Source organism: Paracoccus simplex, assembly GCF_042648325.1.
GTDB classification, from domain to species: Bacteria; Pseudomonadota; Alphaproteobacteria; order Rhodobacterales; family Rhodobacteraceae; genus Paracoccus; species Paracoccus simplex.
In genome coordinates this window covers 1-24,694 of sequence record NZ_JBHRXE010000010.1, presented here as the reverse complement: position 1 = coordinate 24,694, position 24,694 = coordinate 1, and the positions used below count along the sequence as shown (strand labels likewise).

At 67.6% G+C, this 24,694-nt stretch carries 23 protein-coding genes; 11 read left to right on the top strand and 12 right to left on the bottom strand.

The features are described 5' to 3' along the window. Window positions 1-156: 156 nt before the first annotated feature. From ACFOMP_RS04970 to ACFOMP_RS04960, 3 genes are read right to left on the bottom strand one after another with little or no spacing between them, the layout of a single operon-like run. A complete protein-coding gene (locus ACFOMP_RS04970; RefSeq protein WP_379028288.1) occupies window positions 157-564 on the bottom strand; it encodes a hypothetical protein in 408 nt (135 codons plus the stop codon). A 15-nt stretch (window positions 565-579) separates the two neighbouring features. Beyond that, entirely contained in the window at window positions 580-741 is a 162-nt protein-coding gene (locus ACFOMP_RS04965) for a bacteriophage T4 gp5 trimerisation domain-containing protein (protein WP_379028286.1), read from the bottom strand. Then, on the bottom strand, window positions 681-2,009 hold the full coding sequence (locus tag ACFOMP_RS04960; protein WP_379028284.1) for a type VI secretion system Vgr family protein: 1,329 nt from the start codon (window positions 2,007-2,009) through the stop codon (window positions 681-683). Before ACFOMP_RS04960 ends, ACFOMP_RS04965 begins: the two co-directional genes overlap by 61 nt. A 365-nt stretch (window positions 2,010-2,374) precedes the next feature. On the opposite strand from ACFOMP_RS04960, the gene ACFOMP_RS04955 reads away from it, so the two are divergent. From ACFOMP_RS04955 to ACFOMP_RS04945, 3 genes are all read left to right on the top strand, one after another. Further along, on the top strand, window positions 2,375-4,030 hold the full coding sequence (locus tag ACFOMP_RS04955) for an acyl-CoA dehydrogenase family protein (protein WP_379028282.1): 1,656 nt from the start codon (window positions 2,375-2,377) through the stop codon (window positions 4,028-4,030). A 77-nt stretch (window positions 4,031-4,107) separates the two neighbouring features. Beyond that, window positions 4,108-4,530, top strand: a complete 423-nt coding sequence (locus ACFOMP_RS04950; protein WP_379028280.1) for an META domain-containing protein — start codon at window positions 4,108-4,110, stop codon at window positions 4,528-4,530. A gap of 47 nt (window positions 4,531-4,577) precedes the next feature. Continuing rightward, on the top strand, window positions 4,578-4,967 hold the full coding sequence (locus tag ACFOMP_RS04945; RefSeq protein WP_379028278.1) for an META domain-containing protein: 390 nt from the start codon (window positions 4,578-4,580) through the stop codon (window positions 4,965-4,967). On the opposite strand, the gene recO is transcribed toward ACFOMP_RS04945, so the two are convergent. Continuing rightward, on the bottom strand, window positions 4,936-5,664 hold the full coding sequence (recO, locus tag ACFOMP_RS04940) for a DNA repair protein RecO (protein WP_379028276.1): 729 nt from the start codon (window positions 5,662-5,664) through the stop codon (window positions 4,936-4,938). The two genes, ACFOMP_RS04945 and recO, sit on opposite strands and share 32 nt — an antisense overlap. 64 nt (window positions 5,665-5,728) lie before the next feature. Between recO and ade the strand changes: the two genes are divergently transcribed. Continuing rightward, window positions 5,729-7,510, top strand: coding sequence for an adenine deaminase (gene ade / locus ACFOMP_RS04935; RefSeq protein WP_379028274.1), 1,782 nt, complete (start codon window positions 5,729-5,731; stop codon window positions 7,508-7,510). Between the two features lie 53 nt (window positions 7,511-7,563). On the opposite strand, the gene recF is transcribed toward ade, so the two are convergent. The 6 genes from recF to mutM form a co-directional block, all read right to left on the bottom strand. After that, the gene (gene recF, locus ACFOMP_RS04930; RefSeq protein ID WP_379028272.1) at window positions 7,564-8,640 is read right to left on the bottom strand and encodes a DNA replication/repair protein RecF; all 1,077 of its coding nucleotides are present in this window, start codon (window positions 8,638-8,640) and stop codon (window positions 7,564-7,566) included. Continuing rightward, window positions 8,637-9,755: a DNA polymerase III subunit beta gene (dnaN, locus tag ACFOMP_RS04925; RefSeq protein ID WP_289893870.1), complete on the bottom strand. Its 1,119-nt coding sequence runs from the start codon at window positions 9,753-9,755 to the stop codon at window positions 8,637-8,639. Before dnaN ends, recF begins: the two co-directional genes overlap by 4 nt. Before the next feature lie 84 nt (window positions 9,756-9,839). Beyond that, the gene (gene dnaA, locus ACFOMP_RS04920; RefSeq protein WP_289893869.1) at window positions 9,840-11,186 is read right to left on the bottom strand and encodes a chromosomal replication initiator protein DnaA; all 1,347 of its coding nucleotides are present in this window, start codon (window positions 11,184-11,186) and stop codon (window positions 9,840-9,842) included. A gap of 511 nt (window positions 11,187-11,697) precedes the next feature. Further along, window positions 11,698-11,967 (bottom strand): 30S ribosomal protein S20, encoded by a 270-nt coding sequence (gene rpsT / locus ACFOMP_RS04915; RefSeq protein WP_289893868.1) that lies wholly within the window; start codon window positions 11,965-11,967, stop codon window positions 11,698-11,700. A gap of 147 nt (window positions 11,968-12,114) precedes the next feature. Beyond that, on the bottom strand, window positions 12,115-12,891 hold the full coding sequence (locus ACFOMP_RS04910) for an enoyl-CoA hydratase (protein WP_289893867.1): 777 nt from the start codon (window positions 12,889-12,891) through the stop codon (window positions 12,115-12,117). Window positions 12,892-12,997: 106 nt separating this feature from the next. After that, the gene (gene mutM, locus ACFOMP_RS04905; protein ID WP_379028269.1) at window positions 12,998-13,843 is read right to left on the bottom strand and encodes a bifunctional DNA-formamidopyrimidine glycosylase/DNA-(apurinic or apyrimidinic site) lyase; all 846 of its coding nucleotides are present in this window, start codon (window positions 13,841-13,843) and stop codon (window positions 12,998-13,000) included. 99 nt (window positions 13,844-13,942) lie between these two features. Between mutM and ubiE the strand changes: the two genes are divergently transcribed. The 4 genes from ubiE (at window position 13,943) to ACFOMP_RS04885 (ending at window position 19,021) form a co-directional block, all read left to right on the top strand. Continuing rightward, entirely contained in the window at window positions 13,943-14,719 is a 777-nt protein-coding gene (ubiE, locus tag ACFOMP_RS04900; RefSeq protein ID WP_289893864.1) for a bifunctional demethylmenaquinone methyltransferase/2-methoxy-6-polyprenyl-1,4-benzoquinol methylase UbiE, read from the top strand. 1 nt (window position 14,720) lies between these two features. Continuing rightward, window positions 14,721-16,259, top strand: coding sequence for a 2-polyprenylphenol 6-hydroxylase (ubiB, locus tag ACFOMP_RS04895; RefSeq protein ID WP_379028267.1), 1,539 nt, complete (start codon window positions 14,721-14,723; stop codon window positions 16,257-16,259). A 64-nt stretch (window positions 16,260-16,323) separates the two neighbouring features. Beyond that, on the top strand, window positions 16,324-17,142 hold the full coding sequence (locus tag ACFOMP_RS04890; RefSeq protein ID WP_379028265.1) for a TIGR00282 family metallophosphoesterase: 819 nt from the start codon (window positions 16,324-16,326) through the stop codon (window positions 17,140-17,142). A gap of 100 nt (window positions 17,143-17,242) precedes the next feature. Beyond that, window positions 17,243-19,021, top strand: coding sequence for an SLC13 family permease (locus tag ACFOMP_RS04885; RefSeq protein WP_289893861.1), 1,779 nt, complete (start codon window positions 17,243-17,245; stop codon window positions 19,019-19,021). Window positions 19,022-19,092: 71 nt separating this feature from the next. Here the strand turns inward: ACFOMP_RS04885 and ACFOMP_RS04880 are convergent, their stop codons facing one another. Together ACFOMP_RS04880 and ACFOMP_RS04875 are read right to left on the bottom strand one after the other, a co-directional pair. Continuing rightward, window positions 19,093-20,157, bottom strand: coding sequence for a 3-deoxy-7-phosphoheptulonate synthase (locus tag ACFOMP_RS04880; protein WP_379028263.1), 1,065 nt, complete (start codon window positions 20,155-20,157; stop codon window positions 19,093-19,095). A 236-nt stretch (window positions 20,158-20,393) separates the two neighbouring features. Next, window positions 20,394-20,705 (bottom strand): H-NS histone family protein, encoded by a 312-nt coding sequence (locus ACFOMP_RS04875; RefSeq protein WP_379028261.1) that lies wholly within the window; start codon window positions 20,703-20,705, stop codon window positions 20,394-20,396. A 63-nt stretch (window positions 20,706-20,768) separates the two neighbouring features. Between ACFOMP_RS04875 and ACFOMP_RS04870 the strand changes: the two genes are divergently transcribed. The 3 genes from ACFOMP_RS04870 to ACFOMP_RS04860 all read left to right on the top strand — a co-directional run bounded on the left by ACFOMP_RS04870 (window position 20,769) and on the right by ACFOMP_RS04860 (window position 24,533). Then, window positions 20,769-21,968 carry a winged helix-turn-helix domain-containing protein gene (locus tag ACFOMP_RS04870; RefSeq protein ID WP_379028259.1) on the top strand — a complete coding sequence of 400 codons (1,200 nt, stop codon included), beginning with the start codon at window positions 20,769-20,771 and terminating at the stop codon, window positions 21,966-21,968. Window positions 21,969-22,210: 242 nt separating this feature from the next. After that, a complete protein-coding gene (locus ACFOMP_RS04865) occupies window positions 22,211-23,812 on the top strand; it encodes a glucan biosynthesis protein (protein WP_289893857.1) in 1,602 nt (533 codons plus the stop codon). 337 nt (window positions 23,813-24,149) lie between these two features. Continuing rightward, window positions 24,150-24,533 (top strand): hypothetical protein, encoded by a 384-nt coding sequence (locus tag ACFOMP_RS04860; RefSeq protein ID WP_289893856.1) that lies wholly within the window; start codon window positions 24,150-24,152, stop codon window positions 24,531-24,533. The last annotated feature ends 161 nt before the right edge of the window (window positions 24,534-24,694 follow it).

Genomic DNA, 24,694 nt, shown 5'->3' with positions numbered 1-24,694 from the left:
TCGGGCCAAGCTGGTCTCCATCACAGATGGCAGCTTGAATCACGCCCTCAGCCCGGTGTGAACCTCTTTTGTCAACATGACCTAGGGAAAGTGGAGGGGAAAAAAATGCGTACGCGCCGGCAGCACAGTACACAACGAGAGCAAGGATGAAATATCTCATTCGTTGATCTTCACGAAATCCGACATCAGCCGCAAAAGCTGATCCATGGTGAAGGTGGCGATCTTGCCGTTGATCGCGATATTGCCGCGCTGATCCAGCGTGATCATCCTTTGACGGCAGCGAAGTGTGATCTGCCGCCCGGCTTCCAGCACAAAGTTCTTGGCGACCTCGATGTAATAGCTGTCGCCGACCGTGGTGGCCTTCGGCTTGCCCAGCGTTTCAGAGCCATTGCGACCGATGTTGCTGTTCATATCGTGCTCAACCGCGATTTCCAGATTGCCATCGCCGTGGTCGCCGATTGCTTTCCCGATCATGCTAGCGGAGCCGCCGATGCCTTGCGTCTCGCGCGTGGCGTCGGCGGGCGTGAAGCGCCCGCGATGGCCGGGGCCGACCGAGATGCGCATGTCGCCGCCGACCACCTAATCGAAAACGTTATGCACCTCGCTTGCCTTGGAGTCGCCGACGCTTTCGACCTTGTTCTCGTTCACGCGCTCGGTGCGGTGCTGCTCGATCTTGGCGTTCATGTCGCGCTGTGCGTGGATGAACACCTCCTCCTCACCCTCTTCATCCTCGAAACGCAACTCGTTGTAACCATCGCCCTGATGAGTATCGGATTTGAAGGTGCTGACGGTCTTGTTGGCGGGCAGCGGGTAGGGCACCTGATTGCGCCCGTTATAAACACATTCCCGGTGACCAGCGGCTTATCCGGATCGCCTTCCAGGAATTCGACCACGACCTCCATGCCGATCCTGGGGATGACCATGCCGCCCCAGCCGGCGCCGGCCCAGTTCTGCGACACCCGGCAGCGCATTGAGAACGCCCCGCTCAGATCCCAGTGAAACCGCACCAGGATGCGGCCGAACGCGTCGCAGTCGATCTCGCCCTCGCCGACCACCATCGCCGTCTGCGGGCCGTGCACCACCGGCACCGCCGTGCGCCGCGGCGGCACCATCGGCGCGGTGTCCGGCATCAAGGCGTAGCTGCCGGTGAAGGCATAGCCGTCGCTGCCCGAACCGCCGGAGCCATAGGCCTCGGACACGAAATGATGCGAGGCCGAGAGGCAGAGATAGGTCTCGCCCGTGCCCGGCACCGGCTCGCCCGCAAGCGTCACCCGGCGCCCCGCCCGCAGGCTGGCGCAATCGCCCACCGCCCGGTTGCGGCGGTCCGCGCCGCGTTCCTGGCTGGTGCGCAGCCCGGCGACCAGCTTGCCCACGTCCTGCGCCGGATAGTCGCCCGGATAGTCGAAGCTCTCGATCTGGCCCTGCGCATGGGCGGCGTCGCCCAGCCGGTCGGCCTCCATCGCCTGGTCGGGCTTCTTGAAATTGTAATCGGTCAGCCGGATGGCGCCGGTGGTCAGGTTGCGCTCGGGCGCCCAGCCCCAGAAATGCTCGCCCTCGGCCTGATGGTGGCCGTCGTAGCTTTTATAGGGCCGCGAACCGATGGTTTCATGCGCCAGCACGTCGTCGGTCAGCACCAGCGTGTGGCTGCCCGGGGCGTGGCGGAAATGGAAGGAGATGCCGTGCCGCTCCATCTGCCGGCGGGCGAAACCGAGGTCGGATTCGCGATATTGCACGGTGTATTCGAGGGTCGGGTAGTGCTGCGACAGCTGCATCTCCAGCGCCGGATCGCCCAGCCCGGCATAGTCCGACAGCAGCTCCTGCAGGATCTGCACCACGGTCTTGTCGTGAAAGATCCGCTGGTTGCGGCGGCGCGAGGCGAGCCAGAACCAGGGCCGCAGGGTCAGGTCGTAGCGGGTCACCATCCGGTCACCAGCACCGGATTCGACTAGATTGAACGATCCGCGACCTTTCTGCACATGCGCGCTGCCCGGGGCGTGCTTCCCAGACATCTCGAATCCTGCACTTTCGTGCAGTCTCCTGTCATCTCATGCAAGTCGACAGGACGGCCGTCTCCATGAGGGCGGCGGACTGCGATCATGTCGTGACCAGGGGAATATCGGCGGCTGTGCTTTGAGATAACCTCGAAACGTCAATGCCGGCATCCGCCTTGCTGGGCGTTGCCCTTGACCCCCATGGCACGAGAAGATCGGCGGAGTGCGGACTGCGCCGGCGGGCCGCAGGGTTTCCGCATCTCGGCCGCTTCCGGCTGTTTGCTGGGTCATTTTAGTTCACGCCCGGTCATTGTGGCGCATGATAGTTGCGCTGCGGTTGCGAAGGCGGTATTTATGCCGCAACGCCGCACAAGGAATCTGCCATGAAGGACATGCCCGCGATGCCTGCCGATACGCCTTCCGCCCTGCTGGCGCTGGCCGCAGCCACGCTCCCGGAACTTGAGACCCTGCAATCGCGCGCCACCGAGACGCTGCGGGCGCTGGTGGCGCCCTCAGGCAAGCCGCAGCCGGCGCTGCTGGAGGAACACCAGCACGCCGCCCATGCCCTGTCCTGGCTTGCCACCTATGTCGAATCGATTCGCCAGTTGACCGGCTGGGCCGCGCGGCTGGCCGAGGCGGGCAATCTGGGCCGGATCGAGGCGCTGATCCTGCAGATCGGTCTGGGCGAATACCTGACCCAGGTCGCCGGCGGCATTCCGATGAGCCAGACGGAATTTGCCCGGCTTTCGGACCTGGGGATCGACTGGCGGCCGGGCGAGGCGGCGCTGGGGCTGATGCGCGGCAACAGCGCGCCGGCGCGGGCGGAACTCGCGCGGCTGATGCAGGACAACCGGGGTCGGGCGACCTTCGGCACCACGGGGCTCGATGAGGATCTGGAGATGATCCGCGACCAGTTCCGCCGCTATGCCGAGGAACGGGTGATCCCCAATGCCCACGAATGGCACCTGAAGGACCAGCTGATCCCGATGGAGATCGTCGAGGAACTGGCGGAACTCGGCGTTTTCGGCCTGACCATCCCCGAGGAATTCGGCGGGCTCGGCCTTTCCAAGGCGTCCATGGTCGTCGTCACCGAGGAACTGTCGCGCGGCTATATCGGCGTGGGCAGCCTGGGCACCCGCAGCGAGATCGCGGCCGAGCTGATCCTCTGCGGCGGCACCGAGGAGCAGAAGGCGAAATGGCTGCCCGGCCTCGCCTCGGGCGAGATCCTGTCGACGGCGGTGTTCACCGAGCCGAATACCGGCTCGGACCTGGGCAGCTTGCGCACGCGGGCGGTTCGCGACGGCGAGGACTGGGTGGTCACCGGCAACAAGACCTGGATCACCCATGCGCAGCGCACCCATGTCATGACGCTGCTGGTGCGCACCGATCCCGAGAGCAGCGACTGGCGCGGCCTCTCGATGTTCCTTGCGGAAAAGACCCCCGGTACCGACGACGATCCGTTCCCGACCCCCGGCATGACCGGCGGCGAGATCGAGGTGCTGGGCTATCGCGGCATGAAGGAATACGAACTGGGCTTCGACGGCTTCCGGGTCAAGGGCGGGAACCTTCTGGGCGGGGAGCCTGGAAAAGGCTTCAAGCAACTGATGGAAACCTTTGAATCGGCTCGGATTCAGACCGCCGCTCGCGCCGTCGGCGTGGCGCAATGCGCGGCCGAGATCGGCATGCAATATGCCATCGACCGCAAGCAGTTCGGCAAGTCGCTGATCGAGTTCCCGCGCGTCGCCGACAAGCTCGCCATGATGGCGGTCGAGATCATGATCGCGCGTCAGCTGACCTATTTCAGCGCCTGGGAAAAGGATCACGGCCGGCGCTGCGACCTCGAGGCCGGGATGGCCAAGCTGCTGGGCGCCCGCGTCGCCTGGGCGGCGGCCGACAATGCCCTGCAGATCCATGGCGGCAACGGCTTCGCGCTGGAATATGCCATCAGCCGCGTGCTCTGCGATGCGCGCATTCTCAACATCTTCGAGGGCGCGGCCGAGATCCAGGCCCAGGTTATTGCACGCAGGCTACTGGACTAGGATGAAATTCCGGCCCCTGCTGGACAGCGGGGGCCGTTCAGGCATTATGGCGGCAACAGAACAGAACGGAGCTGCCAGTGACCCGCATCCCCCTGATTTCCGCGGCGATTGTCGCCACGCTCGGCCTTGCCGCCTGCGATCCGACCGCGCCCTCGTCCCCCGGCTCGAACGTGCCGACCGGCCCCTATGTGCTGGTCGGCATCGGCTCGGACACGGTGCCGCAACGCAATGTCGGCATGACGATCGAGGCCGACGGCTCGATCTCGGGCCAGGCGCCCTGCAACAATTACACGGCCCCGCAGACCGCCGAGCCGCCGGGCTTCGCGCTGGGGGCGCTGACCACCACGAAGATGGCCTGTTCCGGCCGGGCCGGGCAGTTGGAATCGCGCTATTTCCAGGCGCTCTCGGGTGCCAATGGCATCGCCTATGAAGGCGGCGTGCTGACCATCAAGGGCCCGACCTACCTGACCTACGAGCCGGGTTATCGCAAGGAAAAGTGACCGGACGGCGCGCCCTGCGGGGCGCCCCCTTCGCAAAGGAGCGCGCGATGCGGATAATACTCCTCGCCCTGCCGCTGGTTTTGGCGGCCTGCGTGACTGAAGCCGAGACCGGGGACGACACGCCCATTCCCGGCGATTACGAGCTGATCGCGGTCGAGGGGGTCGCGGTTTCGGGCACGCCCACGCTGCGCATCGCCGCGGATGGCGCCGTCTCGGGGCAGGGGCCCTGCAACCTGTTCACCGGCCGCAACAATGCCACGCTGCCGGCGCTGGATCTGGGCGCATTGGCCACGACCCGCCGCGCCTGCCTGCAGGAGGGCGGCGAGCACGCCTTCTTCCAGGCGCTCGGTGCCGTGCGCGAGGCAAGGCGCGAGGGCGGGGAATTGCTGATGACCGGTCCCGATGTCACCATCCGCTGGCGGGCGGTGACGCAATAAGCCGGGCGACCAACCGGGCGCGGGCGGGCGGCAGCGGCTTACCGGCATGGGCTTCGGCCAGCCGTGCATGCAGGAAATGCCCGGTCAGCGCCAGCGCATCCTCGATGCCGCCATTGCCGCGCCCGCCCAGCATGGCCGGCAAGGGCAGCAACCGCGGCGCCCATTCCCCCGCCGCCTGGGCCGAAACCGCCCGGCCCGAGCGCGGGCTGACATAGGCCAGCCCCTCGCGCGAGCCGGTCACGGCGCAACTGCTGAGATCGAGGCCGAAGCCCAGCTCGTCGAGCAGCTGCATCTCCCAGCGCAGATAGGCTTCGGCCCAGGTCTCGCCCCAATCCATCAGGTCCAGCAGCGCCTCGGTGGCGTCGACAAGGCGCGGATGCGGGTCGCGCTCGGGCAGGGCATAGGTCAGCAGCGCGGTGACCGCGTTCACGCCGGCCAGCGCATCGGCGCCGGTCAGCAGCCCCGGCCGCGCCCGCACCGGTTCGACGGCGAAAGTGCCCAACTGGTCCTCCAGCCGCGCCCGCCAGCGCAGGCTGACCCGGCTGCCCGGCTGCAGTATGGCGGCGCGCCTGGTGCTGGCGCCGCCGGGCACCAGGCCGCGGATCAGCCCGGCCTCGCGCGTCAGAACGGTCAGGATCACGGCGCTTTCGCCGTGCCTTTGCAGCGCCATCACGCTGGCCTCGCCGCTCCATTCCATCGCGCCGCCTTTCCTTCCGCGCCACCCTGCCGCAATCTGGGGGCGATGAACAAGGGAGGCAGGCATGTTGAAATCGTGGATCCAATCCCAGGCCCGGCTGGTCGAGGTGGCGGCCGGCCGCGCCCCGGCCGATCTGGTGGTCCGGGGCGGGCAGTGGGTGAACGTCCACACGCGCGAGGCGATCCCCGGCATCGACGTGGCGGTGGCGGACGGTCGCGTCGCCTATGTCGGCCCCGATGCCGGCCCCTCGGTGGGCCCCGATACGCAGGTGGTCGAGGCGGCGGGCCGCTTCATGGTCCCGGGCCTGATCGACGCGCATATGCATGTCGAATCGGGGATGCTGACCCCGGCCGGCTTCGCGGCGGCGGTGATCCCGCATGGCACCACGACCATCTTCCACGACCCGCACGAGATCGCCAACGTGCTGGGCCTTGAAGGCGTGCGGCTGATGCGCGACGAATCGCTGCTCCAGCCGATCAGCATGTTCACCCAGATGCCCAGCTGCGCGCCTTCGGCGCCGGGGCTGGAAACCACCGGCCAGCCGATCACCGAGGGCGAGGTGGCGCAGGCCATGGGTTGGGAGGGCATCGTGGCCTTGGGCGAGATGATGAACTTCCCCGGCGTCGCCGCCGGCGACCGGCAGATGCTGGCCGAGATCGCCGCCACCCGCGCCGCCGGCAAGACCGTGGGCGGCCATTATGCCAGCCCCGACCTGGGCCGGCCCTTCCATGCCTATGTCGCCGGCGGCGCCAACGACGATCACGAGACCACGACCGAGGCGCAGGGCATCGCCCGCGTCCGTCAGGGCATGGGCTGCATGATGCGTTTGGGCTCGGCCTGGTATGACGTGGCAAGCCAGATCACCGCGATCACCGAAAAGGGGCTCGACCCGCGCTTCTTCATCCTGTGCACCGACGACAGCCATTCCGGCACGCTGGTCCATGACGGGCACATGAACCGGGTGGTGCGCCACGCCATCGCCTGCGGCTGCGATCCGCTGGTGGCGATCCAGATGGCGACCGTCAACGCCGCCAGCCATTTCGGACTGGAACGCGAACTCGGCAGCATCACCCCGGGTCGGCGGGCGGATGTGATTCTGACCTCGGACCTGCGGATCCTGCCGATCGAGGCGGTGATCGCCCAGGGGCGGCTGGTCGCGGAAGCCGGCAGGCTGCTGGTCGATTGCCCGCGCATCGCTTGGCCCGAGACGGCGCGCAACTCGGTGCATCTGGGCAAGCGCCTCGCCGCCCCGGATTTCGAGGTCCGCGCCACGGGCGCCACCGCCCGCGTCCGCGTCATCGGCGTGGTCGAGAACCAGGCGCCGACCAAGGCACTGACCGCCGAACTGCCGATCCGCGACGGCGTGATCGAGGGGCAGGGCGACACCTGCCACATCGCCTTGGTCGAACGCCACCGGGCGACGGGCGGTGTGGTGAACGGCTTCGTCTCGGGCTTCGGCTATCGGGGCCGGATGGCGGTCGCCTCGACGGTGGCGCATGACAGCCACCACATGATCGTCGTCGGCACCGACCGCGACAGCATGGCGGCGGCGGCGAACCATCTTGGCGCCATCGGCGGCGGTGTCACCGTGTTCCGCGACGGTGCCGAGCTTGCCAGCGTTGCCCTGCCCATCGCCGGGCTGATGTCCGACCGCCCGGCCGAGGAGGTGGCCGAGGCCGCGCAGGCCATCGTCCAGGCGATGCGGGATTGCGGCTGCACGCTCAACAACGCCTATATGCAGCATTCTCTGCTGGCGCTGGTGGTGATCCCGGAACTGCGGATCTCGGACCTGGGGCTGGTCGATGTCACCCGCTTCGAATTGGTGGACCTGATGCTCGCCCCCTGAGCTTCACCGTTTTCCAAATACCCGAATCGACGCCCAGCCGGCTGCTTTGCTCCTCAAATACCCATGATGCGCGAGACCTCGGCTTCGCGCGCGACCGCCAGGAATTGCGCCCGGCCGCGCAGCGCCTCGAACAGCTCCGGCCCGGTGCCGGTCAGCCAGCTCTGAGCGCCAAGCGCGCAGATCTCGTCGTAAAGCGCGGCGCGGCGGTCGGCATCCAGATGCGCCGCCACTTCGTCCAGCAGCAGCACCGGGCTTTCGCCCTCCAGCGCCCGTGCATTGGCCAGGATCAGGGACAGAAGCAGCGCTTTCTGCTCGCCGGTCGAACTCAGCGCTGCGGGCATTGCCTGCGGCCCCCAATGCGCGCCCAGATCGGCGCGATGCGGGCCGCTCAGGCTGCGGCCGGCGGCCATGTCGCGGCTGCGGCCTGCGGCCAGCCGGGCGGCGATGCTGTCGGGATCGGGGTCGTCGGCGAAGCCCTCGCCGGGCAGCAGCGTCAGGCTGGCCGAGGGGAAGGCAGTCCTGGCCCCGTCCTGCGCCGTCGCGATCCGGGCGATGGCGTCCAGCCGGTTGCGGGTGACAGCCGCGCCCATCTCGGCCATCTGCGCCTCCAGCGCCCGATACCAGCCGGGATCGCGGACCTCATCCTTGAGCAGCCGGTTGCGCTCGCGCATGGCCTTGTCGTAACCCAGCGCGTCCTCGGCATGGCCGGGAATAAAGCTCAGCGTCAGCCGGTCGAGAAAGCGCCGCCGCTGTTCCGGCGCATCGGTCCACAGCCGGTCCATGGCCGGGGTCAGCCAGATCACCCGCATCAGCCGGCCAAGCGCGATCTGCGTCGAGGGCTTGTCGTCGATCATCACCTCGCGCGGCTGGCCGGGCAGGGCGCGGGTCGTGACCTCATGCTCGTCGATCCGGGCGCGGATCTGCCAGCCGACATCCGGCCCTTTGCGGGCCTGATCGCCGGGCGCGGCGCCGCGCATGCCGCGGCCGGGCGACAGCATCGAGATGGCTTCCAGGATATTGGTCTTGCCGGCGCCGTTCGGGCCATGGATGGCGACGGGGCGGCGGTCGGCCTCGATCTCCAGCCTGGCCCAGCTGCGGAACTGGGTCAGGTGCAGTTGGGTCAGCGTCACACGCGCATCGGCATGACGACATAGACCGCGCTGGTGTCGCCGCCCTCGCGGATCAGTGCCGCGTCGCCCGAGCCGTTGAACAGAAAGACCGCGTTCTCGCGCTCGATTTGGCTGGCGATCTCATGCAGGTACTTGGCATTGAAACCGATCTCCAGCGGCTCGTCGGCATAGGCGACCGGCAGTTCCTCGTCCGCCGCGCCGGCATCGGGGGCGTTCACGGACAGCACCAGCCGATCCTCGTCCAAGGACAGCTTGACGGCGCGCGAACGCTCGCTGCTGACGGTGGCCACCCTGTCGACGGCCTTGGCGAAATCGCCGGCATCGACTTCCAGCTTGCGGGCATTGGCCGAGGGAATGACGCGGCTGTAATCCGGAAAGGTGCCGTCGATCACCTTCGAGGTCAGGGTGATCCGGGGCGTGGCGAAACGCACCTTGGTCTCGCTGACCGAGACCGCGATCTCGGCCTCGTCATCGTCCAGAAGCTTGCGCAGCTCGGCCACGGTCTTGCGCGGCACGATCACCCCGGGCATCGCCTCGGCGCCGGCGGGCAGCGGCGCGTCGATCCGCGCCAGCCGATGGCCGTCGGTGGCGACGCAGCGCAGCGTCGGGCCGTCCTCGCCCTGGGCGACATGCATGTAGACGCCGTTCAGGTAATAGCGGGTTTCCTCGTTCGAGATGGCGAATTTGGACTTGTCGAACAGCCGGCGCAGCACCGCGGCGGGGGCCGAGAAATTCGCCGAATATTCCGACGAGGACATCACCGGGAAGTCCTCGCGCGGCAGGGTGGCCAGGCTGAAATTCGAACGTCCGGCCTGCACCGCCAGCCGTTGCGAGGCGGCGTCGAGGCTGAGCTGCACCAGCGCGCCGTCCGGCAGTTTGCGGGCGATGTCGTTCAGCATCCCGGCCGAAACGGTGGTGGCGCCGGGCCGCTCGACCTGGGCCGCGGCGCGGTCCACGATCTCGGTATCCAGATCGGTGGCGCGGAAGCTGACGCCTTCGGGCGTGGCCTCGATCAGCACGTTGGCCAGGATCGGGATGGTGTTGCGGCGTTCGACGACGGACTGGGCCTGGGAAACGGCTTTCACCAGATCGGCGCGTTCAATCGAAAACTTCATGGTCCACCCTTGTGTCTTGGCCTTGCCGCGCCTGGCGCGGGGCGCCAATGTGGCACAATCCCGCGCAAGGTCAAGCGGATGCGATCAGGCTTCCAGCAGCCGGCGCAGCAGGTCGATGTCTTCCGCCAGGCTGCGGTCGGCGCTGCGCAGTTCCTCGATCTTTTTCACCCCATGCATGATGGTGGTGTGGTCGCGGCCGCCGAAGCGCCGTCCGATCTCGGGCAGGCTGCGCGAGGTCATCTGCTTGGACAGATACATGGCGATCTGCCGCGGCCGGGCGACGGTGCGCACGCGCTTCGGCCCGATCATGTCGGCCAGGCGGATGTTGTAATGCTCGGCCACCTTGCGCTGGATCTCCTCGATCGAGACCTTGCGGTCGTTGGCGCGCAGGATGTCGGCCAGGCATTCCTGGGTCATGTCCAGCGTGATCTCGCGCCCCATCAGGCTGGCGAAGGCGAACAGCCGCTGCAGCGCGCCTTCCAGCACGCGCACATTCGAGGTGATGCGATGCGCCAGGAACTCCAGCACGCCCGGCGCGATCAGAAGCCCGGGATACTGGGCGCGGAAACTGTCGGTCTTGCTTTGCAGGATGCCCAGCCGCAGCTCGTAATCGGTCGGGTGCAGGTCCACCACCAGCCCGCATTGCAGGCGGGACTTGATGCGCTCCTCCATATCCTTGATCTCGCCCGGCGCGCGGTCGGCCGAGATGACGATCTGCTTGCCCTGATCGACCAGGGTGTTGAAGGTATGGAAGAATTCCTCCTGCGTGGATTCCTTGCCGGCGATGAACTGCACGTCATCGACCATCAGCACGGAAACCGTGCGGAACAGCTCCTTGAAATCCATCACCGTGCGGTCGCGCAGCGCCTGGACGAAGCGATACATGAACTGCTCGGCGGACAGGTAGAGTACCCGCGCCTCGGGCTGGCGGGCCTGGATCTCGCGGGCGATGGCATGCATCAGGTGGGTCTTGCCCAGGCCGACCCCGCCGTAAAGGAACAGCGGGTTGAAGGTCACCGGCCCGCCCTCGGCCACCCGGCGGGCGGCGGCATGGGCCAGCTCGTTCGGCTTGCCGACGACGAAATTGTCGAAGGTGAAACGGCTGTCGAGCGGCGCGGCCAATTCCTCCTCGCCGGCGGGGCGCGGGGGGGCGGGGCGCTTGACGGCCGGCGCGGCCGCCTGGCGGGCGGTCTGGCTGCGGGTCTGGAAGCTCAGGCGCTGCACCGGACCGCCCATACGGTCCAGCACCTTCAGGATGTCGTCGCTGTAATGGCGCGACACCCAGTCGGACAGGAAACGGGTCGGGCAGGCGATGGTGGCGGTGCCGTCCTCGACCCCGGTCAGGCGGAGCGGCTCGATCCAGGTCGAGAAACTGTCGGTTCCGACGATCTTCTGAAGTTCTTCACGTGCCTGCCCCCAAAGTCTGTCCATCTCGCCCAGTTCCGTCTCTTGTCCCCATGCCCGCCGAAATCCTCCGGCGTGAGGCGATTCGATGGCGCGGCCCGAACGGACAAGCCTCGGCAACAGAACGCCCCGCGCCACCGAAGCGGCGTGACAGGGGCCGTCCTGCGGCCGAAACGATTAGACACGCGCACGATGCCGGTGGCAGCCGGTTCGTGCATTATCGGTAGCGGATCGCTGTGATCCTGCTGCCGCTCTGACGGTTGGCAGAAAAGGCCGCCCGTTCCGAGCATGTCCCCCAGGCGCGACGGTGAATCGCAGGGAACAAGCTAGCAAGAACCCGCGTCAGCCAGCAACCGATCTTCGCGCTTGACAGTCACTTTGCCGGATCGAATCTCGCAAGCCTGCAATATTGCTGAGACAAAACGCAACCGGCTGGAAATCATGGGAAAAACCTGAAGCCCCATATGGGGAAGGGCGCGTCCGGGTGGAACGCGCCCCAAGTCATTGCTACCGACAGTTGCGTAAATGCCGCAGCCGATCAGGCGGTCGCCAGGGCCTTCACCCGGGCCGACAGGCGCGAGATCTTGCGGGCGGCGGTGTTCTTGTGAACGACGCCCTTGGTCACGCCGCGCATCAGTTCCGGCTGGGCGCTCTGCAGGGCTTCGCGGGCGGCGTCGGCATTGCCGCTGGCGATGGCTTCCTCGACCTTGCGCAGGAAGGTGCGGATGCGCGAGCGGCGGGCTTTGTTGACGGCGGTCTGGCGCTCGAGCTGGCGGGCGCGTTTCTTCGACTGGGGCGTGTTGGCCATGGGTCCTGTTCTCTTTCTCGTATCTCGATTACGCAAAAGCCCCACGGCACCGTCCGAAAGCGGACGGTCATGATTCTTGCCTTAAGCGGGCCCACGCGCATGTAAGCCCGGTCCTATATCGCGGCCCGGGCGGAAAGCCAAGCAGAATCAGCGGTCGCGGAACTGCGGCTCGCGCTTTTCCAGAAAGGCGGCCATGCCCTCCTTCTGGTCCTCGGTGGCGAACAGCGCCTGGAAGCTGCGGCGCTCGAACAGCACGCCCTCGCGCAGCGTGGTCTCATAGGCGCGGTTGACGGCCTCCTTGGCGGTGGCGACGGCGATCTGGCCCTTCTCGGCGATCTTCTTCGCGGTGGCCAGCGCCTCGGGGATCAGCTTGGCCGCCGGCACCACGCGGCTGACCAGACCCGAGCGCTCGGCCTCGGCCGCATCCATGAAGCGGCCGGTCAGATGCATCTCCATCGACTTCGACTTGCCGACGAAGCGGGTCAGGCGCTGGGTGCCGCCGATCCCGGCGATGACGCCCAGGTTGATCTCGGGCTGGCCGAACTTGGCATTGTCGGCGCAGAGGATGAAGTCGCAGGCCATGGCCAGTTCGCAGCCGCCCCCCAGCGCATAGCCCGAGACGGCGGCGATGATCGGCTTGCGGGTGGCGGTGATGCGGTCGATCTCGTCGCCGAAGATGTTTTCGTTGTACACCTCGACGAAGCTCTTGCCGGACATCTCCTTGATGTCGGCGCCGGCGGCGAATGCCTTCTCGCTGCCGGTCAGGACGATGCAGCGCACCTTCTCGTTCCGGTCGGCCTCGGCCGTCGCCTCGGCCAGTTCCCCCATGAGTTGAGAGTTCAGTGCGTTCAGCGCCTCGGGCCGGTTCAGCCGGATCAGCGCAACATAGTCGTCGATCTCGACGGTGAGGGTCTGGTAAGCCATCGACTCCTTGCCTTTCGCAAACAAGCTGACCGCGACTCGTAACAAATGCGCGACCGCAAGGCCAGCGCGCTTCTCTGTTGATCAAATACCCCCGCCGGAGGCGGCTTCAGCCCTGGCAGAGCGGGCAGAAATAGCTCGACCGGCCGGATTGCACGATGCGCTGCACCGTGCCCGCGCAACCCGGCGTCGGGCAGGGCGCCCCCTCGCGGTCGTAGACGCGGAAGGAATGCTGGAAATAGCCCAGCTCGCCCGTGGCCTGCCGGTGGTCGCGCAGGGACGAACCGCCGGCGGCGATCGCCTCCTCCAGCACGGCGCGGACATGGCCGACCAGCGCCGCCACTTCCGGCGCCGCGACCGTGCCGGCCAGCCGGCGCGGGTCGATCCCGGCGCGGTGCAGCGCCTCGGAGACGTAGATATTGCCCAGCCCGGCCACGATTCGCTGGTCGAGCAGCGCCGCCTTGACCGGCATGCGCCGCCCGGCGAAGGCCCGTTCCAGCGCCTCGGGGGTGAAGGCCTCGGACAGCGGTTCGGGGCCCAGATGCGCCAGCAGCGGATGCGTCACCCCCGGCGCCACCAGGTCGACCATGCCGAATCGCCGCGCGTCGTTGAAGGTGATGCGCGTGCCCAGGTCGGTCCACAGCACCACATGGTCGTGGCGCGGCAGGATCGCCGGGTCGCGGTGGAATTCGCCCTGCGATTCCCCCTCGATCAGCATCCGCCCCGACATGCCCAGGTGCAAAAGCAGGCTGCCGCGATCCTCCAGATCGGCCAGGATGTATTTCGACCGGCGGCGCAAGCCGATCACCCGCGTGCCGGTCAGCACCTGCACCAGATCCGGCGGCAAGGGCCAGCGCAGGTCGGGGCGGCGGGCTTCGGCGCGGGCGATCACCCGCCCCTCGAGATGCGGCTGAAGGCCGCGTCGCACGGTTTCCACCTCTGGCAGTTCTGGCATTTTCTTCCCGTTCGTCGCATGGTGCGGCCCGCGTCCCCGGTATGGCGCGCGGCGCGCTTTCGGACTATCTGGGCGCGAAACGACGGATGGACAAGCGATATGAGCCCTGACGAGCGCGGCAAGCCCGGCGGCAACAGCAACGGGGAAACCCATTTCGGTTTTCGCACCGTGGCCGAAAAGGACAAGGCCGGGCTGGTCCATGGCGTATTCTCCCGCGTCGCCTCGCGCTACGACGTGATGAACGACCTGATGAGCGCCGGCATCCACCGGGTCTGGAAGACGGCGATGATGGACTGGCTGGCGCCGCGCGACGGCCAGCATTTGCTGGACGTGGCCGGCGGCACCGGCGACATCGCCTTCCGCTTTCTGGAACGCGCTCCGGGTGCCCGCGTCACCGTCTGCGACATGACTGAGTCGATGCTGGTCGAGGGCAGGAAGCGCGCCGAGGCCGGCAAACTCGCGGACCGCCTGGCCTGGGTTACCGGCGATGCCATGCGGCTGCCCTTCGCCGATGACAGCTTCGACCGCTACACGATCAGCTTCGGCATCCGCAACGTCACCCGCATCCCGCAGGCGCTGGCCGAGGCGCGGCGCGTGCTCAAGCCCGGCGGCCGGCTGCTGGTGCTGGAGTTCAGCCAGATGCCGGTGCCGATGCTGCAATGGCTCTATGACCGCTACAGCTTCAACGTGATCCCGGTCATGGGGCAGATCGTCGCGAACGACCGCGACAGCTATCAGTATCTGGTGGAATCGATCCGCAAGTTCCCCGATCAGGAAACCTTTGCCGAGATGATCCGCGAAGCGGGTTTCGGCCGCGTGCAATGGCGCAACCTGTCGATGGGCATCGCCGCGCTGCATTCCGGCTGGAAGCTCTGACATGCGCGGCCCGCACAACATCTGGCGCCTGATCCGCACCGGCGCCACCTTCGAACGCACCGGCGCCATGAAGGTGGCGCTGGACGCGGCGGACGCGCCCGCCCGCCTGCGCGTCGCGGCGCGCATCCTTGGCTGGCCCTTCGCCTGGCTCGGCTACAAGGGCGACCCCGCGTTGCCGCCCGTCACCCGCGCCATCACCGCGTTGGGGCCGGCCTATGTGAAGTTCGGCCAGATCCTGTCGACCCGGCCGGACGTGGTCGGGGTCGAGCTGGCCGACCAGCTTTCCATGCTGCAGGACCGACTGCCGCCCTTTTCGCAGGACCAGGCACGCCGCACCCTGCGGGCCGAGCTGGGCCAGCCGGTCGAGGCGCTGTTCGACGCGTTCTCCGAGCCGGTGGCGGCGGCCTCGATCGCCCAGGTCCATCGCGCGCGCCGCGCCGACAACGGCCGCGAGGTCGCGGTCAAGGTGCTGCGGCCGGGCATCGAATCCGCCTTCCGCCGCGACATCGACGCCTTTCACTTCGCCGCCGGGATGATCGAGCGGCTGTCGCCCGCCACCCGCCGTCTGCGGCCGCGCGATGTGGTCGCCCATTTCGAATCGGTGGTCACCGGAGAGCTGGACCTGCGGCTGGAAGCCGCCTCGGCTTCGGAATTCGCCGAGAATACCCGGGGCGACGAGGGGATGAAGGTTCCCCGCCCGCATTGGCATCTCAGCGCCCGGCGGGTGCTGACCACCGACTGGGCCGAGGGCACGCCGCTGGGCGACATCGCCGCGCTGCGCGCCGCCGGCCACGACCTGCCGAAACTGGGCGAGCGGGTGTTGCAACTGTTCCTGTGTCACGCGCTGCGCGACGGCTATTTTCATGCCGACATGCACCAGGGCAATCTGAAGGTGGCAAGGGACGGCGACATCGTCATCTACGATTTCGGCATCATGGGCGAGATCGACGAATATACCCGCCGCGTCTATGCCGAGATCCTGATGGGCTTCATCCGCCGCGACTACGATCGCGTGGCGCGGGTGCATTTCGAGGCGGGCTACGTGCCGCCCGACCGCGACATCAAGGAATTTTCTCGCGCGCTGCGGGCGGTGGGCGAGCCGATTTTCGGCGCCGATGCCAGCCAGATCTCGATGGCGAATCTGCTGGCCTATCTGTTCGAAGTGACCGAGCGTTTCGGTATGGCCACAAGGACCGAACTGATCCTGCTGCAGCGCACCATGGTCGTGGTCGAGGGGGTGGCGCGCTCGCTCGACCCGCAGATCAACATGTGGCAGGTCGCCCGGCCGGTGGTGGAAAGCTACATCCGCGACAACCTGGGGCCCAGGGCCGCGACCCGCGATCTGGCGCGGGCGGCGCAGGTGCTGGGCCGTTTCGCGCCGCTGCTGCCGGAATTCCTGGAACGCCGCATGCCCGAGCTGCTGCGCGAGCCGGCCGCCCCGCCGCCTCCGCCCCGCCGGGGCCGGGGACTGGCGGTTGGCATGGCGCTGGGGGCCGTCGCCGCCCTGGCGGGCACGGCGTTGGGGGCTTTTCTGGGTTGAGGCCCGCCACCGTCACGCGGCGGCGGGGCTTGAGGATGCTGCTGCTTTGGCCTAACGCTGGCGCATGCGGATTCTCTATCTTGGCGATGTGATGGGGCGCGCCGGCCGGCGCGCCATTTCGGAAGGGCTCGGGCCGCTGAAAGCGCGACTGGGGGTCGATTTCACCATCGTCAACGGCGAGAATGCCAGCGGCGGCATGGGTCTGACCGGGGGACACGCCAAGCTCATACTCGATTCGGGTGCAGATTGCGTGACACTGGGCGACCATGCCTTCGACCAGAAGGAAATGCTGTCCTATATCGAAACCGAGCCGCGCATCATCCGGCCGCTGAACTATTCCAAGGTCGCGCCCGGCCGCGGCGCGCGCGTGTTCGACGCGACGCGCGGCCGCAAGGTTCTGGTGGCGCAGGTTCTGGGTCAGGTGTTCATGAAACGGCCCTTCGACGACCCGTTCTCGGCCATCGACGCGGTGCTGAAGGCGCATCCCTTGGGCGGGCTGGTGCAGGCCAGCGTGGTCGACATCCATGCCGAGGCCACCAGCGAGAAGATGGCGGTCGGCCATTGGTGCGACGGTCGCGCCAGCCTGGTCGTCGGCACCCATACCCATGTGCCCACTGCCGACACCATGATCCTGAACCGCGGCACCGCCTACCAGACCGATGCCGGCATGTGCGGCGATTATGACAGCGTGATCGGCATGGAAAAGACCGAGCCGCTGCGCCGGTTCCTGACCGGCATGGCCTCGGAACGCTTCACCCCGGCCGAGGGCGAGGCGACGCTGTCGGGCGTGCTGGTCACCACCGACGACCGCACCGGCAAGGCCACGACGGTCGAGGCGGTGCGGGCCGGCGGCCGGCTTTCCGCCTCGCCGATTTTCGCCTGACTGCGGCCGGTCCGGCGCTTTCGCTTGCGACGACAGGGGAAATAATTCTATTACCCCATCGAATGGGCCGTGATTAACGGTGCCTCTGGACAGGACTTGCATGTTTGGTTTTGCACTGACCGGAACGAACGCGGCGATCGCCATGCTGATCATCGTGACCATCATGTTCATCGAGTTCATCCGGGAACGGCGCCCGCCCGAGGTCGTCGCGATCGGCACGGCCGCGATGTTGATGCTGCTGGGGCTGTTGCCGATCAAGGACGCGGCCTCGGTGCTGTCGAACGCGGCGCCCTGGACCATCGCCTTCATGTTCCTGATCATGGGCGGCCTTTTGCGCACCGGCGCGCTGGAAATCATGTCGCGGCTGGTGACGGCGCGGGCCGACAGCCATCCCCGGCTGACGCTTTGTGCGCTGTTCGGCTTCGTCATCATCGCCTCGGCGATCATGAACAACACGCCGGTGGTGGCGGTGATGATCCCGATCTTCATCCAGCTGGCGTTGCGGCTGGGCGCCTCGCCGTCGAAATTCCTGATGCCGCTGAGCTATTTCACCATCCTGGGCGGCATGATGACCCTGATCGGCACCTCGACCAACCTGCTGGTCGACGGCGTGGCGCGCGAGGCCGGCATGACCCCGTTCTCGATCTTCGAGATCGCCCCGGTCGGCATCGCCATCACGCTGGCCGGCATCGCCTATTTCGTGCTGATCGGCTGGCGGCTTCTGCCCGAGCGCACCTCGCTTGCCGGCTTCCTGGGCACGCGGCGCGAGATGAAATACTTCACCGAGGTCGCCATTCCCGAGGATTCCAGCCTGGTCGGGCTCGAGGTGCTGTCGGCGCCGATCTTCAAGCGCGATTCGGTGCGGGTGATCGACGTGCTGCGCGGCGATGCCTCGCTGCGCCGCAACCTGGCCGAGGTGGTGCTGGAGCCGGGCGACCGCGTGGTGCTGCGCTCGGAAATGGCCGAGCTTTTGGAGATGCAGGAGAACAAGAATTTCCAGATGGTCGACAAGCTCAGCTCGGTCGCGACCGAAACCGTCGAGGTGCTGATCTCGCCCGGCGCGCGGCTGATCGGGCGGCGGCTGGGCGACATGCGCCTGCGCCGGCGCTATGGCGTCTATGTCCTGGCCGCGCATCGCCGCAGCCAGAACATCGGCCGTCAGCTTGACGACCTGGTGGTGCAGACCGGCGACACGCTGCTTCTGGAAGGCGCGCCCGAGGACATCGCCCGCCTTGCCGCCGACATGGAGCTAGTCGATGTCTCGCGGCCCTCGGCCCGGCCGTTCCGGCGCTCGAAGGCGCCCATTGCCATCCTCTGCCTGCTGGCCGTGGTCAGCCTGGCGGCGCTGGACGTGGCGCCGATCATGGCGCTGGCCTTCATCGCCGCGGCGATCATCCTGATCACCCATTGCGTCGATGCCGAGGAGGCGTTCGCCTTTGTCGATGCAAGGCTGATGGCGATGATCTTTGCCATGCTGGCGGTGGGCGAGGCGCTGGAACATACCGGCACCGTCAATCTGGTGGTGGGGTTCGTCGCGCCCTGGCTGCAGGGGCTGCCGCCCTTTGCCACGCTGATCGCGGTGTATTTTCTGGGCCTGGTGATGACCGAGGTGCTGTCGAACAACGCCGTCGCGGTGCTGCTGACGCCGGTGGCCATCGCTCTGGCCAAATCCCTGGGCCACGACCCGCGCGCCTATGTGGTGGCCGTGATGTTCTCGGCCACCGTCGCCTTCGCGACGCCCATCGGCTACCAGACGCATCTGATGGTCTATGGCCCCGGCGGCTACAGGTTCAGCGATTTCGTCAAGGTGGGGGTGCCGCTGGACATCATCTGCGGCATTGTGGCCTGCCTGACGATTCCGCTGTTCTGGCCGCTGTGACCGCCCGTTCGCGGTGGAAAGACGCGGACCGGCCGCAACCGGCCGGACCGCATCAGCCCTGAGCCCGCCGGTCAGGCGGCGATGCGCAGCCGGCCCGCCGCCGTTTCGGCCAGGTCTCGCAGCAGGGCGCGGGTCTCCTCCCAGCCGATGCAGCCGTCGGTGATGCTCTGGCCATGGACCGGGGTTTGGCCGGGAACCAGCTCCTGCCGGCCGGCGACCAGGTTGCTTTCCAGCATGACGCCGCGAATCCGCGTCTCGCCGGCGCGGATCTGTGCGGCGATGTCGGCGATGACCGCCGATTGGCGGGCCGGATCCTTGCCGCTGTTGGCATGGCTTGCGTCGATGACGATGCCGGGGTCGATCCCCGCTGTCGCGGCGGCTTCGGCCACGGCCGCGACATGGCCGGCGCCGTAATTCGGCCCGCCATGGCCGCCGCGCAGCACGACATGGCAGGCATCGTTGCCGGTTGTGGTGGCGATGGCCGCGCGACCATCGGTGGTGATGGCCGGGAAGCTGTGCGAGCCGGCGGCCGAGCGGATGGCGTCCAGCGCCACCTGCACCCCGCCATCGGTGCCGTTCTTGAACCCGACCGGGCAGGACAGGCCCGAGGCGAGCTGGCGGTGGATCTGGCTTTCCGTGGTGCGGGCGCCGATGGCGCCCCAGGCGATCAGATCGGCGAAATATTGCGGCAGGATCGGGTCGAGGAACTCGGTCGCCGCCGGCAGGCCCATGCGGTTGATCTCCAGCAGCAGGCGGCGGGCCAGCGGCAGGCCGTCCTCGATGCGGTCCGAGCCGTCCAGATGCGGGTCGTTGATCAGCCCTTTCCAGCCCACGGTGGTGCGCGGCTTCTCGAAATAGACCCGCATCACGATCTCCAGCCGGTCGGCAAGCGCATGGCGCAGCTCGGCCAGCCGCGCGGCGTAATCCAGCGCCGCATCCGGGTCGTGGATCGAACAGGGGCCGGCGATCACCAGCAGCCGGCCGTCGCGACCGGCAAGGATGGTGCGGATGGCGGCGCGGCTGTCGGCCACGATGCGCGAGATCGCCTCGTCGCGCGGCAGGCTGGCGGCCAGCGCGGCGGGGGCGGGCAGGGGACGGAGCGTGTCGATATGCAGGTTCTCGGTCTGGATGGGCATGGCTCTTTCCTTGTGGAGAGGCCGGACCGGAAGCGCATCGCAAGAAAAAAGCCGCCGGTCTGGCCAGCGGCTTCGGGGATCGGTATCGCGCCTATGCGCTACACGGCAACCCGGCTCCGCTGGATGCAGCGGAACCAATAATACGAGGTGGTGTAGAACATCAGTTGCGACATGCGCCCTGCATAGCGGCCGCGGCGCGGCTTGTCACCCGGTTTCTTGCCGCGGCCCGCCGCCGGTCAGATGGCGAAATCCCCAAGCGACTTGCCGGCGGCCAGGGCGTCGGCGATCCAGCCCGGCTTGCGGCCGCGGCCGCTCCAGGTCAGGGTCGGGTTCTCCGGGTGGCGGTATTTCGCGACAGAGGCCGGGCGCGGCGCCGCCGCCTCGACCAGTTCGGCCAGCGAGAAGCCGAATTCCTTCACGGCTTCCTCGGCCTTGGCCCGCGCCTCGGCCATGCGGCGGGTCGCGTAGCCGTCGATGGCCTTTTCGACATCCTTGCGCAGCAGTTTCAGCTCGGCCAGCGGCATGGCATTCACATCAGGATCGGTCATTCTTTATCCCCGTTGGTGTGGCAAAATCTGTAGACCAGAATCCGCAACAGGACAAACGCAACGATGACGACCCGTCCCAAGCTGAAGAATCGCGACGCGCGCCGGCTGTTTCTGGACCGGCACCTGCTGCTGCGCCCCGGCGCTGGCCCGGGCCGAGGCGCGGATCTGGAACAGGTGCTGACCGGTCTGGGCTTCGTGCAGGTGGACAGCGTGAACACCCTGGCGCGGGCGCATGACCTGATCCTGTGGTCGCGGCGCGGCCGCTACCGTCCGCCGGCGCTGGAAAGCCTGATCGCCCGCCATCGCGCCGGTTTCGAGCACTGGACCCATGACGCCGCGGTCATCCCGATGCGTTTCTATCCGATGTGGCGGCTGAAATTCGCCCGGGACGAGGCGCATATGCAACGCCGCTGGCCGAAATGGCGGCGCGAGGGCTGGGACGCGGAGTTCGGCCCGGTCCTGCGCCGCATCGCCGATCACGGCCCGGCCAGCGCGTCGGATCTGGGCGGCGACGAGCCCAGGGCGTCGGGTGGCTGGTGGGATTGGCATCCGTCCAAGACCGCGCTGGAATACCTGTGGCGCTCGGGTCGGCTGGCGATCCGGCATCGCGCCGGCTTCCGCAAGGTCTATGACCTGGCCGAGCGGGTGATCCCGGCCGAGCATCTGGCCGCGCGCCTTGACGAGGCCGAGATCATAGACTGGGCGATGGCCGCGGCTTTGGAGCGGCTGGGCTTTGCCACCAGCGGCGAACTGGTCGGCTTCTTCGCCATCGCCACGGCGGACGAGGCGAAGCGCTGGTGCTCCGCAGCGCTGTCAGCCGGCCGCATCGTGGAAATCGACGTGGAAATGGCCGACGGCTCGCTGCGGCGCAGTTTCTCGACCCCGGCGCTGCTGGACCAGGTCGCGACGCTGCCCGAGCCCGTGTCGCGCGTCCGGTTGCTCTCGCCCTTCGATCCCGCCTTGCGCGACCGGGCGCGGGCCGAGCGGTTGTTCGGCTTTCGCTACCGCATCGAGATTTTCGTGCCGGCGGAAAAGCGGCGATATGGTTATTACGTCTTTCCGGTCATGCAGGGCGACCGGCTGATCGGGCGGCTGGATGCCAAGCGCGAGAATGGCGTGCTGGTCGTCCGCGCCTTCTGGCCCGAGCCGGGGCTGCGCATGGGCCAGGGCCGGCTTGCCGGCCTGGCGGCCGAGATCCGGCGCATCGCGCCGCTGGCCGGAGTGGAGGAGGTCCGATACGCGCCGGACTGGCTGCGGGCCTAGCGCTGCGGCGCTGCTTGCAGCTTGGGCCGGCCGGGCAACGATAAGCGAAATCATGCGGATCGGCCCTATCGCCAGCCAGAGGTGCCCCAATTGCCTGCCCGCCCGGCGGCCCCGGGCAAGCGGCCGTATTTTTTTCGCGTCGGGATCGGCAAAACTCGGCCAAGACGGGGGCAAGATCTTGTATTACCGATCAACCTGCGTCTCGATGGCCGCGGAAGGAATCTCTATTTTCTCGGGGTATCATGTATTCGCGAAAACTCGCCCGCCGCACTGTGCTGCAAGCCGCTTTGGGCGGCGGTGCCTTTTTCCTGCTGCCGCAAATCGCCCGGGCGACAGAGGATGGCGCCGGCAACGGCGAGCCGGTGCCGTTTTCCTTTGATATGCTGACGCAACGCGCCCGCGAGCTGGCGCAACAGGCCTATCAGCCACCGCGCGTCGACGATGCCGAAATCCTGGAACAGGTGGATTACGACCACCATAACGAGATCCGCTTTCGCCAGGAACAGGCGCTTTGGCGCGACGAGCCGGTGGCCTCGCAGGTGCGGTTCTTCTTTCCCGGCCGTTATTTCAAGCAGCCGGTGCATCTTTATACGCTCCAGGACGGCATGGCCTCGGAAATCCCGTTCTCGCTGGATCTTTTCGACATTCCCCCGGACAACCCGGCGCGGCGGCTGGCCAAGACCGACGGATTTGCCGGCTTCAGCGTCATGGATGCGAAAACCGGGTTGGACTGGATGGCGTTTCTGGGCGCCTCCTACTGGCGGACTTCGGGCTATAGCGGCCAGTTCGGCCTGTCGGCCCGCGGCCTGGCCATCGACACCGCCATTCCCGACGGTCCCGAGGAGTTTCCGCTGTTCACGCATTTCTGGCTGGAGCCGGAAACCGACAACGGCCTGACCGCCTATGCGCTGCTGGACAGCCCTCGGGCGGCCGGCGCCTATCGCATCGTCTCGCGCCGGGGCGAGGGCGTGGTGCAGGACGTCACCGCCCGCATCTTCATGCGCGATGCGGTCGAACGGCTGGGAATCGCGCCGCTGACCTCGATGTACTGGTTCGGCAAGAACACCCCGCATCTGGCCGCGGACTGGCGCCCCGAGATCCACGATTCCGACGGGCTCGAGATCCAGACCAGCAGCGGCGAGCGGATCTGGCGGCCGCTGAACAACCCGCCGCATACCATGGCGAACACGTTCGCCGCGCCTTCGGTCAAGGGATTCGGGCTGATGCAGCGGGAAAGGAATTTCGAGCAATACCAAGACGATGGCGTCTTCTACGAGAAGCGGGCCAGTGCCTGGGTGGCCCCCAAGGGCGACTGGGGCGACGGCACCGTCACCCTGGTCGAGCTGCGCACCGAGGACGAGATCCATGACAATATCGTGGCCTTCTGGCAGCCTGCCGCCCCGGCCAAGCCCGGCGACGCCTATGCGCTGGACTATACGCTGTCCTGGCTCAAGGACAGTCCGCTGACCGGCAGCACCGGGCAATTCGTGGCGGTTCGCGTCGGCGCCGGCGGCGTGCCCGGCCAGCCGCGACCGCGCGACACCATGAAGATCGTCTGCGATTTCACCCCGCATGGTCTGGGGCCTGATCACGAGCCGCGTTTCAACATCACCGCCTCGCGCGGGGTGGTGTCGAACGACGCGGTCTATCCCATCGTCGGCCGCCCGACATGGCGTGCCATGTTCGATCTGGGTTTCGGCAGCTTCGACGAACAGGCGCCGCGCGATGACAGCCCCATCGACCTGCGCGCCTTCGTCTCGAACGGCGACGCCGCGGTGACCGAGACGCTGCTGCTGCAACTCTTTCCCGCGCAGCTGCGCGCCTTGCTGGCGAACAAGCCGTAACGGACCGGCGGCGCCGATGACCTGCTCGGGATGGCGGGCGGGTCAGGCGGGCGCGGGTCTCGTCTGTCCATCATCGGCGTGAATCGCGCAGCCTGCCGGCATACGACAGAAAAGCTATGGGAATGGTGCCTGGGCTCGGAACCCGTCAACATGCTTGCGGGGATCGGGTTTGACCCGATTCCAGCCGCCCCGCGCGTCGAAGACCGGCATGGCCGTTGCAGCCCGCACCGACGGATGCGCCAAGCGCGGCCTCTCCGTCACCGTCATCTTCCGGCTTTGACAATCGATCAGTCTGGGCCGTAGGTTCGGCGAAAACCGGACAGGACGCGGAGCAGGAATGGGCATCGAGAGAATCCGGCCGATGGCCGACGAGGTGGCCAGCCTGATGGCGGCGCGATTCGGCGGTGTCAGGCGCGGCCATCCGGCCGAGCTGGAAAGCATGCTGCGCAAACGTGGCGGGGCGCTGCCGCGGCGGCTGCGGCGCGAGGCGCGCTTCCTGGCCGAGGCCGACCGCAAGGCCGGGCAGCCGAAACTGGCGCGGCAGGTGGATCTGGCGCGGCTCGAACATGCCTACAAGCTGCTGACCGCCTATCTGCGGCCGCTGGGCCAGGGCCGCCGGCTGCAGGGCGGCGCGCTTGGCGTCGCCGCCAGCGTCATGCTGGGCCTGCTGGTGCTGGGGGCGGTGGCGGTGTGGATTATGCTGCGGCGCGGGCTGATCTGAGACGAAGCATCCCGCCGTTCGCGGTATGGTTGAATGATCGACGGGCCAGCGCCATGCGGATAACCCAAGACGCGGCCAGAGCGTCGTGGTGGTGATCGCTTGGTCATTGCTGCCGGGGCTTTCCCCGATCCGGGGCGTCGCCGATCCGCTGGTTCCGGGGC

Excerpts from the sequence above, each read along its gene's own strand:
- ACFOMP_RS04970 (WP_379028288.1), bottom strand. The coding sequence starts at position 564 with ATGCGCATCTCGGTCGGCCCCGGCCATCGCGGGCGCTTCACGCCCGCC.
- ACFOMP_RS04960 (WP_379028284.1), bottom strand. The coding sequence starts at position 2,009 with ATGTCTGGGAAGCACGCCCCGGGCAGCGCGCATGTGCAGAAAGGTCGC.
- ACFOMP_RS04955 (WP_379028282.1), top strand. The coding sequence starts at position 2,375 with ATGAAGGACATGCCCGCGATGCCTGCCGATACGCCTTCCGCCCTGCTG.
- ACFOMP_RS04945 (WP_379028278.1), top strand. The coding sequence starts at position 4,578 with ATGCGGATAATACTCCTCGCCCTGCCGCTGGTTTTGGCGGCCTGCGTG.
- recO (WP_379028276.1), bottom strand. The coding sequence starts at position 5,664 with ATGGAATGGAGCGGCGAGGCCAGCGTGATGGCGCTGCAAAGGCACGGC.
- ade (WP_379028274.1), top strand. The coding sequence starts at position 5,729 with ATGTTGAAATCGTGGATCCAATCCCAGGCCCGGCTGGTCGAGGTGGCG.
- dnaN (WP_289893870.1), bottom strand. The coding sequence starts at position 9,755 with ATGAAGTTTTCGATTGAACGCGCCGATCTGGTGAAAGCCGTTTCCCAG.
- dnaA (WP_289893869.1), bottom strand. The coding sequence starts at position 11,186 with ATGGACAGACTTTGGGGGCAGGCACGTGAAGAACTTCAGAAGATCGTC.
- rpsT (WP_289893868.1), bottom strand. The coding sequence starts at position 11,967 with ATGGCCAACACGCCCCAGTCGAAGAAACGCGCCCGCCAGCTCGAGCGC.
- ACFOMP_RS04910 (WP_289893867.1), bottom strand. The coding sequence starts at position 12,891 with ATGGCTTACCAGACCCTCACCGTCGAGATCGACGACTATGTTGCGCTG.
- mutM (WP_379028269.1), bottom strand. The coding sequence starts at position 13,843 with ATGCCAGAACTGCCAGAGGTGGAAACCGTGCGACGCGGCCTTCAGCCG.
- ubiE (WP_289893864.1), top strand. The coding sequence starts at position 13,943 with ATGAGCCCTGACGAGCGCGGCAAGCCCGGCGGCAACAGCAACGGGGAA.
- ubiB (WP_379028267.1), top strand. The coding sequence starts at position 14,721 with ATGCGCGGCCCGCACAACATCTGGCGCCTGATCCGCACCGGCGCCACC.
- ACFOMP_RS04890 (WP_379028265.1), top strand. The coding sequence starts at position 16,324 with ATGCGGATTCTCTATCTTGGCGATGTGATGGGGCGCGCCGGCCGGCGC.
- ACFOMP_RS04885 (WP_289893861.1), top strand. The coding sequence starts at position 17,243 with ATGTTTGGTTTTGCACTGACCGGAACGAACGCGGCGATCGCCATGCTG.
- ACFOMP_RS04880 (WP_379028263.1), bottom strand. The coding sequence starts at position 20,157 with ATGCCCATCCAGACCGAGAACCTGCATATCGACACGCTCCGTCCCCTG.
- ACFOMP_RS04875 (WP_379028261.1), bottom strand. The coding sequence starts at position 20,705 with ATGACCGATCCTGATGTGAATGCCATGCCGCTGGCCGAGCTGAAACTG.
- ACFOMP_RS04870 (WP_379028259.1), top strand. The coding sequence starts at position 20,769 with ATGACGACCCGTCCCAAGCTGAAGAATCGCGACGCGCGCCGGCTGTTT.
- ACFOMP_RS04865 (WP_289893857.1), top strand. The coding sequence starts at position 22,211 with ATGTATTCGCGAAAACTCGCCCGCCGCACTGTGCTGCAAGCCGCTTTG.
- ACFOMP_RS04860 (WP_289893856.1), top strand. The coding sequence starts at position 24,150 with ATGGGCATCGAGAGAATCCGGCCGATGGCCGACGAGGTGGCCAGCCTG.